At 56.3% G+C, this 11,754-nt stretch carries 11 protein-coding genes; 6 read left to right on the top strand and 5 right to left on the bottom strand.

The window, feature by feature from the left end; genetic code table 11:
* Positions 1 to 29 precede the first annotated feature (29 nt).
* Together ENH71_RS15200 and ENH71_RS15195 are read left to right on the top strand one after the other, a co-directional pair.
* Positions 30 to 536: a pilin gene (locus tag ENH71_RS15200; RefSeq protein WP_294130580.1), complete on the top strand. Its 507-nt coding sequence runs from the start codon at positions 30 to 32 to the stop codon at positions 534 to 536.
* Positions 537 to 682: 146 nt separating this feature from the next.
* Positions 683 to 1,078 carry a c-type cytochrome gene (locus ENH71_RS15195; RefSeq protein ID WP_294130582.1) on the top strand — a complete coding sequence of 132 codons (396 nt, stop codon included), beginning with the start codon at positions 683 to 685 and terminating at the stop codon, positions 1,076 to 1,078.
* A gap of 81 nt (positions 1,079 to 1,159) precedes the next feature.
* On the opposite strand, the gene nadC is transcribed toward ENH71_RS15195, so the two are convergent.
* Positions 1,160 to 2,023: a carboxylating nicotinate-nucleotide diphosphorylase gene (gene nadC / locus ENH71_RS15190; RefSeq protein ID WP_294130584.1), complete on the bottom strand. Its 864-nt coding sequence runs from the start codon at positions 2,021 to 2,023 to the stop codon at positions 1,160 to 1,162.
* A 62-nt stretch (positions 2,024 to 2,085) separates the two neighbouring features.
* Positions 2,086 to 2,616, bottom strand: a complete 531-nt coding sequence (locus tag ENH71_RS15185; protein WP_294130586.1) for a retropepsin-like aspartic protease family protein — start codon at positions 2,614 to 2,616, stop codon at positions 2,086 to 2,088.
* Between the two features lie 78 nt (positions 2,617 to 2,694).
* Here ENH71_RS15185 and ampD point away from each other — a divergent pair, with 78 nt between their 5' ends.
* From ampD to ENH71_RS15165, 4 genes are all read left to right on the top strand, one after another.
* Complete coding sequence (gene ampD, locus ENH71_RS15180) at positions 2,695 to 3,252, top strand: 1,6-anhydro-N-acetylmuramyl-L-alanine amidase AmpD (RefSeq protein ID WP_294130589.1); 558 nt, start codon at positions 2,695 to 2,697, stop codon at positions 3,250 to 3,252.
* The gene (gene ampE / locus ENH71_RS15175; RefSeq protein WP_294130590.1) at positions 3,249 to 4,142 is read left to right on the top strand and encodes a regulatory signaling modulator protein AmpE; all 894 of its coding nucleotides are present in this window, start codon (positions 3,249 to 3,251) and stop codon (positions 4,140 to 4,142) included. Before ampD ends, ampE begins: the two co-directional genes overlap by 4 nt.
* 175 nt (positions 4,143 to 4,317) lie before the next feature.
* Positions 4,318 to 7,008: a pyruvate dehydrogenase (acetyl-transferring), homodimeric type gene (gene aceE, locus ENH71_RS15170; RefSeq protein WP_294130592.1), complete on the top strand. Its 2,691-nt coding sequence runs from the start codon at positions 4,318 to 4,320 to the stop codon at positions 7,006 to 7,008.
* Between the two features lie 45 nt (positions 7,009 to 7,053).
* Positions 7,054 to 8,766, top strand: a complete 1,713-nt coding sequence (locus ENH71_RS15165; RefSeq protein ID WP_294130593.1) for a dihydrolipoyllysine-residue acetyltransferase — start codon at positions 7,054 to 7,056, stop codon at positions 8,764 to 8,766.
* A gap of 107 nt (positions 8,767 to 8,873) precedes the next feature.
* Here the strand turns inward: ENH71_RS15165 and ENH71_RS15160 are convergent, their stop codons facing one another.
* The 3 genes from ENH71_RS15160 to ENH71_RS15150 form a co-directional block, all read right to left on the bottom strand.
* The gene (locus ENH71_RS15160) at positions 8,874 to 9,818 is read right to left on the bottom strand and encodes an HpcH/HpaI aldolase family protein (protein WP_294130594.1); all 945 of its coding nucleotides are present in this window, start codon (positions 9,816 to 9,818) and stop codon (positions 8,874 to 8,876) included.
* 156 nt (positions 9,819 to 9,974) lie between these two features.
* Entirely contained in the window at positions 9,975 to 10,751 is a 777-nt protein-coding gene (locus tag ENH71_RS15155; protein ID WP_294130595.1) for an ABC transporter ATP-binding protein, read from the bottom strand.
* Entirely contained in the window at positions 10,748 to 11,728 is a 981-nt protein-coding gene (locus tag ENH71_RS15150) for a FecCD family ABC transporter permease (RefSeq protein WP_294130596.1), read from the bottom strand. Before ENH71_RS15150 ends, ENH71_RS15155 begins: the two co-directional genes overlap by 4 nt.
* Positions 11,729 to 11,754: the final 26 nt, after the last annotated feature.

Below are 11,754 nucleotides of genomic sequence, written 5' to 3'. Positions count from 1 at the left end.
GCCCGCTTCAGGTCCAGGGAGGACAAACCATGGTCAGAATTGACTCAGTCATTAACGTTTGGGGCAGCAACAGGCGGATCGATACGATAGCGCCGGTACATACACCGTCGTCTGTATCGGTGCCGCGCAGTCACGGCTTTACGCTTATTGAATTAATGATGGTGGTTGCCATTATCGGCATTCTCGCTTCGGTAGCTCTGCCGGCCTATCAGGGTTATGCTGCGCGCGCCAAATTTGCCGAAGTGGTGGTAGCAGCGACGCCGGCGAAGACGGCGGTTGATCTGTGCGTGCAGTCACGCGGCGTGGACAGCTGCGGGAGCATTACCGCGCAACCGGGCTGGTCAACATCTGCCGAGGTGGACTCAGTGGCAATTGCGCTGACCGATGAGACCTTTCAGGTGACGGTGACACCCACGGGCGCCTATGCCGGAATCGCGACCACAGATACCTATGTGCTTAATGGCGAAGTCGGTGGCGGCTCGGTGATCTGGACAGAGGATACCGGCTCGGGGTGCCTGGCCAGTGGTTTGTGTTGATTTTTTTTGATACATTAGCGCCACTTGAACAGACGCAGATACCGTTAAGCCAGCATTAAGGCGGTTTGATCTATCCTGACAACGTCGCTTTAAAGCAGTATCTGATTAACAGTTGTGGGCACCAGAGGGTGTCGGAGTGAAAGCGTATGAATAGAATCAAATTGACCTTGATGTCCGCTGCAGTATCGGCGGTTGTGGCTTGCAGTGCTGCGGCACAGCCCAAGACCATCGAAGATGGTGTATACACGGTAGAGCAGGCCGAGGCGGGCCAACCGCTGTTCGAACAGCGCTGTTCTGCGTGCCATAACGCTGACTTTTATCGCGGCACCCTGTCCAATCGTAATAATCAGCCGCTGGCTTACCTGTTTGAAGAGATACTGGTCACCATGCCCGCGGATATGCCTGGTTCATTGATGGACGCAGAGTATGAATCGATTCTTGCTCATATTCTGCAGATTACTGGCTTTCCTGCCGGTGACGCCCCGCTCGATTATGCCGGTGGCACCATGCACACCGTCAATATCGTGCCGCCAAAGGACTGAATCCGGGCGCTGTCGCAAAGTTCAAAATCAACACAAAAAAGGCGAGCCGGGTGCTCGCCTTTTTTGTGCCCGGGCCGGGGACTATTGCAGTCGGTCAAAACGCATGGACAGATCAATGGCTTTCAGGTCCTTGGTCAGCGCACCAATTGAAATATAATCAACGCCGGTCTCGGCGATTTCTACCAGGCTCTGGCGAGTGATACCACCGGATGCTTCCAGGCGACTGCGGGCGTTGCCGCGTGCGGCGTTGCGTCGTACTGCGTCCCGCATATCGGCGATGCTGAAATTGTCGAGCATGATGATATCGGCGCGGGCATCCAGTGCTTCACTGAGCTCGGCAAAGGACTCCACTTCCACCTCAACGGGTTTGCCCGGTGCCAGGCGCCGGGCTTTTTCAACAGCGTCAGTGATGGAACCGCAGGCGCTGATATGGTTTTCCTTGATCAGAAAGGCATCGTAAAGGCCCATGCGATGGTTGGCACAGCCGCCCACGGCGACAGCGTATTTTTGTGCCGTGCGCAGCCCGGGAATGGTTTTCCGGGTATCCAGTAGCTGGCATGAGGTGTGTGCCACCAGCCGCGCATACTCACGGCTGAGCGTAGCCGTACCCGACAGTGTCTGCAGGAAGTTGAGCATGCAACGTTCAGCGCTGAGCAGCGCGCGCGCAGGCCCACTGAAGCGGGCGATGGTCTCATCCGCGTTGACTTCACTGCCCTCGGCCTGCAGCCACTGCAGCGTGATATCGCCGCCATCCAGTTGCTTAATGACCTCTTCCGCCCAGGGTAAACCGCAGATGACCGCGGCTTCGCGGCATACGATAGTGGCCCTGGCCTTTGTGTTGGCGTCTATCAATGCAGCAGTTATGTCACCGCTGCCGATGTCTTCGGCAAGGGCCTGTCTGACGATTTGTGGCAGGTCGCCGGGGACGGTCGGGGTTGCATTCATGGCTGGGTTCGCTGTTGGCAGTTATGGGTTCTGGGTTCTGCTTGGAGTTTTATGTTGAAGGCTCAGGGCTGCATACTCAGGGTCAGTGTGTCTGCCCGCTGCGTGAACTCGACCTGGCGCAGGGCGCTCATGCCGAGCAGGACAGTCTCGCCCCGCATGGCCGGGTTGATACTGGCGCGCACATCATACAGCGTGATGTCACCGAGCTGAAGCGTCGGAATAGTAGTGGTGTAAACGGTGACTACGCCGTTGGCCGTCATGGCGCGCATGGCCTGACCGGATTGCAGTTCTGCGCGGTCCGCAAGCTCTGCCGGGATCACTACATCAGTGGCGCCGGTGTCGAGCAGAAACGTGGCGGGTTCCCCGCTGATATCTCCGCTCATGACATAGTGGCCCTGACGATTACGCTGCAGGACAAGTTCGAAACCGCCATTTTGCAGTGCCTGTGTGGCAGGTCGCTGATTGGGGTTGAACTGCCGCTCAAGCAGATCGTCGAAGAACAGGGTCAACAGGCCCAGCCCGAGCGCGAAACTGATGATCAGCATTCCCAGGCCGGCATGACGGCCGGGCGTTTGCTTGCTGTTGTCGCTCATAGAGTTGGGCTTCAGTGCTATACTTGATACCGACTTTAGCACATCGATGAGGTGGCCTGCTTGATTCGGGAGCACTGGTTGCACAACAGCACAGACGACGACCTGCACCGGGATCTGCCGGATGCCCGTTATGTCGCGTCGCCCAATTTCAGTGAGCGGCCTGCTGGCGTGCAGGTTGATGTTCTGGTCATCCATAACATCAGTCTGCCCCCCGGAGAGTTTGGTGGCAGCTGGATAGATGACCTGTTTTGCAATCAACTGGATCCGACTGCTCATCCTTATTTTCGGGACATTGCCGACCTGCGGGTGTCGGCGCATGCACTGATTGACCGCCTTGGGCAACTCACTCAATATGTGGCATTCGACAAAAAAGCCTGGCATGCGGGGCAGTCCAGCTTTGACGGGCGGCCACAATGTAATGATTTTGCCATTGGCGTGGAGCTGGAGGGCTGCGACGATCAGCCCTTCACCGATGCGCAGTACCGTTGCCTGGGAGCGCTGACCCGCCATCTGCAAGAGGTGTATCCGGCCATAACGCCGGACCGCATCGTCGGGCACAGTGATATTGCACCTGGCCGGAAGACTGACCCTGGTCCCTGTTTCGACTGGCGACGGTATAAAAAGGACTTAACATGATTTTTCTTACTGTCATCACCTGTCTGTTGATTAATCATTACTGGCGCAGTGAGCGCCACTTACCTGTTGATGGCTGGTTTGATGCCTGGCAAGCATGGTTGGGCAATCACGCGCATCGCCTGCCGGCGTTCATGCGCAACGGGTCCGTGACCTTGCCGTTGCTGGCATTACTGCTGCCAGTCATACCCCCGGCGTTGCTGCTCTGGCTGGCAGAGGGGCGATTTTTGGGCCTGTTGTCACTGGGTTTGCATGTGTTGATTCTGATTTACTGTTTTGCCCGGTTTAACCTGGTAGCGCTGATTGACAACTTTCTGGCGTGCTGGCGCGAAGGCAACTACGAGGCTGCCTACCTGACAACCGTTGAGCAGGCCCCGGACGCGTTTCATTCCCGTGTCAATGACTATGCAGTCATGCACCGGCAGTTTCTGGACTATGTGATTGTGGTCAGTCTGCGTCTGCTGTTTGTGGTGTTGTTCTGGTATATCGTGCTCGGCCCTCTGGGGGCTCTGTTCTATTTCCTGCTGCAGCGGATGCTCGCTTCCGACGTTCTGATTGAAGACCGGGCCGGCGATCGTGCATGGCAACGGGTTCTGTCCATTGCCGAATGGGTACCGGCGCGTTTGTTGGCGCTGGCATTTGCACTTGCGGGCGACTTTGTTGCCGGTTTTCAGCGTTTGCGTGAACACCTGCTCGGTAATCTGGCGCCGGGCCAGAATATTACCCTGCTGCGCGACTGTGCAGAGGCAGCTATCGGCACGCCGGACGGTGACGTCCGCGATGCGGAACTCAGCACGCAGGCCGTATGGCGGCTGGAGGCCTTGCGGGATCTTGTTCTGCGCAGTCAGATTGTCTGGGTCATCGCGGTGGCCATGATAATTCTTGTAGTTTAACTACAAGAATTACTTTTGGGACTTGAATCACAGCCTCTTGGAAGGTATTATTTACGCTTTCATGTAATTTAATTACAAATATTGTCGCGACCATGGGTTTCTGCCACACTCGACGACAGCTTGTCACATATGTAACCGACACATAATCAAAACCAACAAAACAGAATTGACGCTTATGACCGATCATCAGGAAGACTTTAACCCCACCGAAACCGAAGAATGGCTTGAGGCACTGGGTTCCGTAATCGAGCACGAGGGCGCTGATCGCGCCAACTACCTGCTCGGCCGCCTGTCAGATAAAGCCTCCCGGCAAACGCTGCAGGTATCCGGTTCTTCGATAACCACACCCTACCGGAATACGATCCCGCCGCAGGAAGAGGATCGTATGCCGGGCGACATGTTCATGGAGCGCCAGATCCGCGGTATTATCCGCTGGAACGCGCTGGCCATGGTCATGCGCGCCAACCTGGATAATTCCGAGCTGGGTGGTCATATCTCGACCTTCTCGTCGTCGGCAACGCTGTACGATGTGGCATTCAACTACTTCTTTCGCGGGCCGACAGAAAATCACGGCGGTGACCTGATTTATTTCCAGGGTCATTCCGCGCCCGGTATTTACGCCCGTTCTTATCTGGAAGGGCGCATTACCGAAGACCAGCTCGACAAGTTCCGCCGTGAAGTCAACGGCGACGGGCTGTCTTCCTACCCGCACCCGTGGCTGATGCCGGACTACTGGCAGTTCCCGACCGTCTCCATGGGGCTGGGTCCGTTACAGGCCATTTACCAGGCCCACGTCATGAAGTACCTGTCCAGCCGTGAATTGCTGGATCAGGGTGACCGCAAAGTCTGGGCATTCCTGGGTGATGGCGAGATGGACGAGCCGGAGTCACTGGGTGCGATTGGCAAGGCCGGTCGTGAGAAACTGGACAACCTGATTTTTGTTATCAACTGTAACCTGCAGCGCCTGGATGGTCCGGTGCGCGGTAACGGCAAGATCATTCAGGAACTGGAAGGTATTTTCCGCGGTGCCGGCTGGAACGTGATCAAGGTTATCTGGGGCCGTCACTGGGATACCCTGCTGGCCAACGACAAAGATGGTCTGCTGCAGGCTCGCATGGACGAGGTTGTGGATGGTGAGTACCAGAACTACTGGGGTCGTGGTGGCGCTTATACGCGCGAGCACTTCTTTGGCAAGAGTCCGGAACTGCTGAAGATGGTTGAGCATCTGTCTGATGATGACATCATGGCACTGAACCGGGGTGGTCATGACCCGTTCAAGATGTATGCCGCCTACGCAGAAGCCATGAATACCAAGGGCAAGCCTACGGTGATCCTGGCCAAGACCGTTAAAGGTTATGCGTTCGGTGATGGTGCAGAGGCACAGAATGCCTCACACCAGACCAAGAAACTGAACGTGGAAGGACTCAAACGCTTCCGTGATCGTTTTAATATTCCCATTGCTGATGACAAGCTGGAGTCCGTGCCTTATTACCGCCCGGCGGAAGACAGCCTGGAAATGCGTTACATGCGCAAGATGCGCGAAGCCCTGGGTGGCGCCGTGCCGCAGCGTCGGGCGCAGAGTTACTCCCTGCCAGTGCCGGACATCAGCGCTTTTGATGCACAGCTCAAAGGCACCGGCGAACGTGAAGTATCAACAACCATGGCCTTTGTCCGTATCCTGAATACCCTGTGCAAGGATAAGGAAATCGGTCATCGCATCGTGCCGATTGTGCCGGACGAGGCGCGAACCTTTGGTATGGAAGGCATGTTCCGGCAATTGGGCATCTACTCATCAGTCGGGCAGTTGTACGATCCCGCCGATTCCAACCAGGTGATGTATTACCGTGAAGACAAGACCGGTCAGATGCTGGAAGAAGGCATCAGTGAAGCCGGTGCATTCTCATCCTGGCTGGCAGCGGCAACATCGTACAGTGTTAACGACTTCCCGCTGATTCCGTTTTACATCTACTACTCCATGTTTGGTTTCCAGCGTATCGGCGACCTGGCGTGGGCAGCAGGCGATTCACAGGCCCGCGGCTTCCTGATTGGTGCGACCGCCGGCCGCACCACGCTGAATGGTGAAGGTCTGCAGCATCAGGATGGTCACAGCCACCTGTTGGCATCAACGATTCCCAACTGTGTCACCTATGATCCGACCTATTCCTATGAACTGGCGGTGATCATCAATGACGGCCTGCGTCGCATGTATCAGGACAAGGAGTCAGTGTATTACTACATCACCACGATGAACGAAAACTATACGCACCCGGAAATGCCGGCAGGCGTAGAGAAAAATATTCTCAAGGGCATGTACCTGTTGGAAGATGGTACCGCCAAAGAATATAAAGTTACCGGCAAAACAGTCAGCGATCAGCATGTGCGATTGCTGGGCAGTGGCACCATTCTGCGTGAGGTGCGCGAAGCCGCCGCAATTCTGCGTGACCGCTACAAGGTGATCGTCGACGTGTGGAGCGTGACCAGTTTCAATGAGCTGCGTCGCGACGGAATGGATGTCAGCCGCTGGAATATGCTGCACCCGGGCAAAAAAGCAAAAGTGCCTTTTGTCACAAAATGCCTTGAAGGGCAGGAAGGTCCGGTTATTGCTGCGACCGACTACATGCGTATTTACGCAGATCAGGTGCGTGAATACGTACCGGCTGCGTACCGTGTGCTGGGCACCGATGGTTTCGGGCGCAGTGACACGCGGCAACAGTTGCGTCGCTTCTTTGAAGTCGATCGTGGTTACGTTGTCGTGGCAGCGCTCACCGAGCTGGCGGCCAAAGGTATCGTCAGTGCGGATGTCGTCACCAAGGCGATCAAGGACATGGGTATAGACCCTGACAAGCCCAATCCGCTGTTGGTGTGACACACAACAAAAACTGAAACGAACAACAGTTCAGGAGCATGCAAGGTGCCTGTAGAAAGTATAAAAGTACCCGATTTGGGGGATACCAAAGACGTTGAAGTTATCGAAATCCTGGTCAAGGTAGGCGATAGCGTGCAGGAGAATGACTCCCTGCTGGTATTGGAAAGCGACAAGGCGGCGATGGAAATCCCGTCACCGCGCAGCGGCGTGATCAAAAAGATCATCGTCAAAGTCGGCGATGAAGTGAACAAGGACGATGAGATCTTCAGTATGGAGGTCGAAGGCGACGCCAAGGCCGAGAGCGCTTCAGACAAAGGAGCCGATAAGGACGCTGATAAGAAACAGGCGGAAAAGCCTGCAGCTGACGCCAAAGCGCAAAAGCAGGAACAGGAGCCGGAGTCGGAGCCGGAGGAAGACAAGCCTGCCAGCAAATCCGTTGAACTGATTCGTGTGCCTGATATTGGTGGTGACAGTGATGTTGAAGTCATCGAGATCCACGTCAAGGAAGGCGATGAGGTCAAGGCGGAAGACACCCTGATCACACTTGAGTCTGACAAGGCTGCCATGGATGTGCCGTCACCGGCCTCCGGCATCGTGAAGTCCCTGAAACTCAAGGTAGGTGACAAGGTTTCCAAGGACTCACCGGTGCTGGAAATGGAGGTAGTGTCGTCAGGCAGTTCCGCCAAGACCAGCGATAACAAAAAGTCGACCGGCACCAGCGAGAAATTCGAGGCTGCCGGCAGCACAGAATCAGCGCCAGAGACAGACCCATCAGCGTCCGCCAAGCTCGACGACAAGCGCTTGGCCAAAAAGCAGGCCGAGTTTGCCGAAACTGCCGCAACACGAAGCGACAGCAAGGTCTATGCGGGCCCGGCTGTGCGCAAGCTCGCGCGCGAACTGGGCGTGGACCTGACTCTGGTGGACGGTTCCGGCAGCAAGGGCCGGGTACAGAAAGAGGACGTGCAGAAATTCGTTAAATCGCGTTTGCAGGGTCCGGCGACCGCAGGTGCTGCAGGTGGCGCCGGTATTCCGGCTATTCCCGACGTCGACTTCAGCCAGTTCGGTGAGATCGAAGAGCGGCCGATGAGCAAGCTGCACAAAGTCACAGCCGCGAACATGCATCGTAACTGGCTCAATGTGCCGGCGGTAGCGCAGTTCAATGAGGCTGATGTGACCGGGCTGGAAGAGTTCCGCAATGCTCAGCGCAAGGAATCAGAGAAACGTGGTGTCAAGCTGACGCCACTGCCGTTCATGCTGAAAGCCTGTGCCAAAGTGCTGGATGAATACAAGCAGTTCAATGTTTCCCTGCATTCCTCTGGTGAAGTACTGATTCAGAAAAAATACATTCATATCGGCGTCGCGGTGGCTACCGAGGCGGGTCTGGTGGTGCCGGTTATCCGCAATGTGGATCAGAAGAGCATCTGGCAGCTTGCCGCTGAACTGACCGAGATGACTGACAAGGCCAAGAATCGCCGGCTAAGCAAGGAAGACATGCAGGGCGCCTGCTTTACCATTTCCAGTCTCGGTGCCATTGGTGGTACATCGTTCACGCCGATTGTGAACGCGCCCGAAGTCGGCATCCTGGGAATATCCAAAACCCAGGTCAAACCGGTGTATATCAACAATGAGTTTGTGCCACGCCAGATGCTGCCGTTTGTGCTGTGCTACGATCACCGTGCCGTTAATGGCGTCGATGCCGGCCTGTTCGCGACAAGGTTGGCGGAGATACTTTCGGATATCCGGTTGTTGATGATGTAACGTTCCCGCAAAAAAGAAAGGCCGGGCTGCATGTGATGCAGCCCGGCCTTTTTTTTGTCCGGGTTTTGCGCCGACATTTCAATCAGCGCAACCCCGGGTATCAGTCCTTAATCAGTACGACCTGATGCTTCGCGCGCGATACCCAGCGTCTCGGCGGTGCCGCCAGCGATGCCGGCATCACCCCAATAGCCGACTGTTGGCATCAGGAAACCCTGTTCCAGACGTGCTGCCACGTCGCGGGCGTTCGTAGTAATGCCGCAAGGTACATCGTATTGCAGACACAACGCCAACACGCTATCAATGGCTGCCTGTACTTCAGGGTGGCTGCTGGGCAGACCCATAGACATGCCCAGGTCGGCAGGGCCAACAAAGATTGCGCTCACGCCCGGCACCTGGATGATTTCCTCTGCATTCTCAACGCCTTTGGCTGACTCAATCTGAATGAAGGAGATAAGCTCGCCGCGCGGGTTCAGCGGCCAGGTGTCGGCACGTTGTACGTAGTCAGAGACGCCCCAGTACCAGGCAGACACGCCCGGTGACGCTCCACGCAGCCCCTGTGGCTCGGCAATCTCGGAACCGCGTGGCTGCGGGTAACGCATGGCACGGACTGCACGCTCGGCTTCCTCTGCAGTTTCCACATACGGGAACATGATGCCGAAAGCGCCAATATCAAGAACCTGCTTGACCAGCCACTCCGGATCGTTGCGACCGTTGGCCGGGATGCGCACAATAGGGGTGGTGCGCATCTGGGCATGGCCCTGACGCGCGACGGCGGCTTTGTCCGTCAGGCCCAGCAGGAACTCCTGCAGTTTTTCCATGTCGTGCGCGGTATGCTCCATGTCGATAAGGATATAATCCAGACCGGAGCGTGCCAGGCCGCGCGCATTTGCCAGCGAAAAATTGCCGGTGAACAGGCCAAATACCGGATCGCCATTCTCCAGAGTCTGAATGCTTCGGTTCAGTCGCACGTCATCTTGCGCCATCGCAGGGGCAGCAGCCAGACCAACAACGGTCAGCACCGAAAACAATGCGGATAGACATGTCTTTTTCATGTTTGTGTTTCCTTTGTGTTACAACTGTAAAGGTTTGTAATAAATTGAAATGAAAATCATTTTCATCAATTGCGTCGAGACGCAGAGTAAACTACCGGGACGCTTTTATCAATTGTAGAAACCGGGCATGAATTCACCAGAGAAGGGCGGGCAGGGTCAGCTGGCAGGGAAGTAGAAGGTGCCGGATTCGGTAGCAACATGACGAATCTCACAGCCGTAGGCGCGACTCAGGGCGTCGTCCGTCAGCACGTCTGTGTTGCTTCCTGTTGTGTAAGTTCCGTCGCCGAACAACAACAGTATCTGATCGCAGAAGCGGGAAGCCAGATTGATATCGTGCGTTGCCATGATCAGCGCGCTGCCATCCTGCTGCACAGTCTCTGTCAGAAGTTTCAGGGTTTTTATCTGGAATGATATGTCCAGATGATTGCTGGGCTCATCAAGCAGATACAGAGACGGATTTTGCGTCAGCAGACTGGCAATGGCAAGACGCTGACGCTCGCCGCCGGACAGGCTGCTGACATCACGTTGTGCCATGTGTTCCAGCCCGACAATGGTCAGCGCGTGACTGGCAAGCCTGAAATCGTCTGCACTTTCCCAGCGCCAGGCACGAAGATGTGGCAACCGGCCCAGCATCACGGTTTCGTGTACGGAGGCAGGCATGTCGTCATGGTTGTCCTGGAACAGAATACCCACTCTGGTCGCCAACTCTGCCCGCGACCACTGTGTCAGCGGCAGGCCATTGATGTGGATCCGGTCTTCGTCAACAGGACACAGTTTCAACAACGAGTGCAGTAGGGTTGTTTTGCCACTGCCGTTCTGGCCGAGTACCGCCAGCCGTTGACCGGGCGCTGCAGTCAGGTTGAGCTGATCACACAGAACACGGTCGCCAACCTGTAAACGCAGTTGCCGGGTCTCTACGATGGGCGAAGTCATGATGAGCGCGCCCCTTGATGAAGGATGAACAGAAACGCGGGCACACCTATCATTGCTGTCAGTACGCCAACCGGTAATTGCTGCGGTGCGACGATCGTTCGCGCGAGGCTGTCGGCCAGCAGCAGGAAGCTGCCGCCCAGAATCACCGAACACGGTACCAGCCAGCGATGGTCGCGTGCGCCCAGCAGTCGCAACATGTGCGGGATAACCAGGCCAACAAAACCCACCGAACCGGCGACGGTCACGGCGGTGGCGGTTAGTATTGACGCGCTGAAATAAAGTATCAGTTTCAGACGCGGGACGTTAACACCCAGCGCGGCTGCCATCAGCTCGCCACGCGCCAGCGCATTGAGTGCCCGGGCCTGACTCAGTATTAACAGCAGTCCGCCGAGCAATAACGCAAAATGCCAGCTGTCGGTGCGGCTTTGGCTGAGATCGCCCATTAACCAGAACAGCATGCTCTGCACATTGTTACTGGTACTGGTGGTCAGCATGACGTTGATCACTGCTCCCCAGCCCGCCGAGATAACCACGCCGGTCAATAACAGCCGCGTCGCCGACCATTGTTGTCTGCCTGCCAGGCCGAAGACGATAAAGACCGATAACAGGGCGCCGGCAAAGGCGGCCTGGGTAATCCAGATGCTGGCTACACCCAGCAGAATAACGGACAGGGCGCCAACCGCGGCGCCGCCGGAGATACCCAGGATATAGGGATCAGCCAACGGGTTGCGCAGCAGCACCTGCATGATGACACCCGACAGTGCCAGCAGGCCGCCAGTGACAAAAGCCGCCAGCGCGCGTGGCAGTCTGAGCTCCCACAGGATCTGCTGCTCGATGCCCGGTGTCGGGTTTATCAATTGCTGCCAGATGGTGGTGACAGGAACAGACACGCTGCCGCTGCTCAGCGCAATCACGATGCTGATTACTAGCAATCCTGTCAGGGCTGACAGCAACGTGTATTGCCGGAAAGGGCTCACGGCCGAATGGCACTCCTGTGTGGTGG

Source organism: Pseudohongiella sp. (genome assembly GCF_011050365.1).
Classification (GTDB): Bacteria; Pseudomonadota; Gammaproteobacteria; order Pseudomonadales; family Pseudohongiellaceae; genus Pseudohongiella.
This window is presented reverse-complemented; position numbering and strand designations above follow the sequence as displayed.

What these genes read in the sequence shown, in the direction of transcription:
- nadC (WP_294130584.1), bottom strand. Translation starts at nt 2,023, where the DNA reads ATGAATGCAACCCCGACCGTCCCCGGCGACCTGCCACAAATCGTCAGA.
- ampE (WP_294130590.1), top strand. Translation starts at nt 3,249, where the DNA reads ATGATTTTTCTTACTGTCATCACCTGTCTGTTGATTAATCATTACTGG.
- ENH71_RS15200 (WP_294130580.1), top strand. Translation starts at nt 30, where the DNA reads ATGGTCAGAATTGACTCAGTCATTAACGTTTGGGGCAGCAACAGGCGG.
- ENH71_RS15155 (WP_294130595.1), bottom strand. Translation starts at nt 10,751, where the DNA reads ATGACTTCGCCCATCGTAGAGACCCGGCAACTGCGTTTACAGGTTGGC.
- ENH71_RS15185 (WP_294130586.1), bottom strand. Translation starts at nt 2,616, where the DNA reads ATGAGCGACAACAGCAAGCAAACGCCCGGCCGTCATGCCGGCCTGGGA.
- ENH71_RS15195 (WP_294130582.1), top strand. Translation starts at nt 683, where the DNA reads ATGAATAGAATCAAATTGACCTTGATGTCCGCTGCAGTATCGGCGGTT.
- ENH71_RS15160 (WP_294130594.1), bottom strand. Translation starts at nt 9,818, where the DNA reads ATGAAAAAGACATGTCTATCCGCATTGTTTTCGGTGCTGACCGTTGTT.
- aceE (WP_294130592.1), top strand. Translation starts at nt 4,318, where the DNA reads ATGACCGATCATCAGGAAGACTTTAACCCCACCGAAACCGAAGAATGG.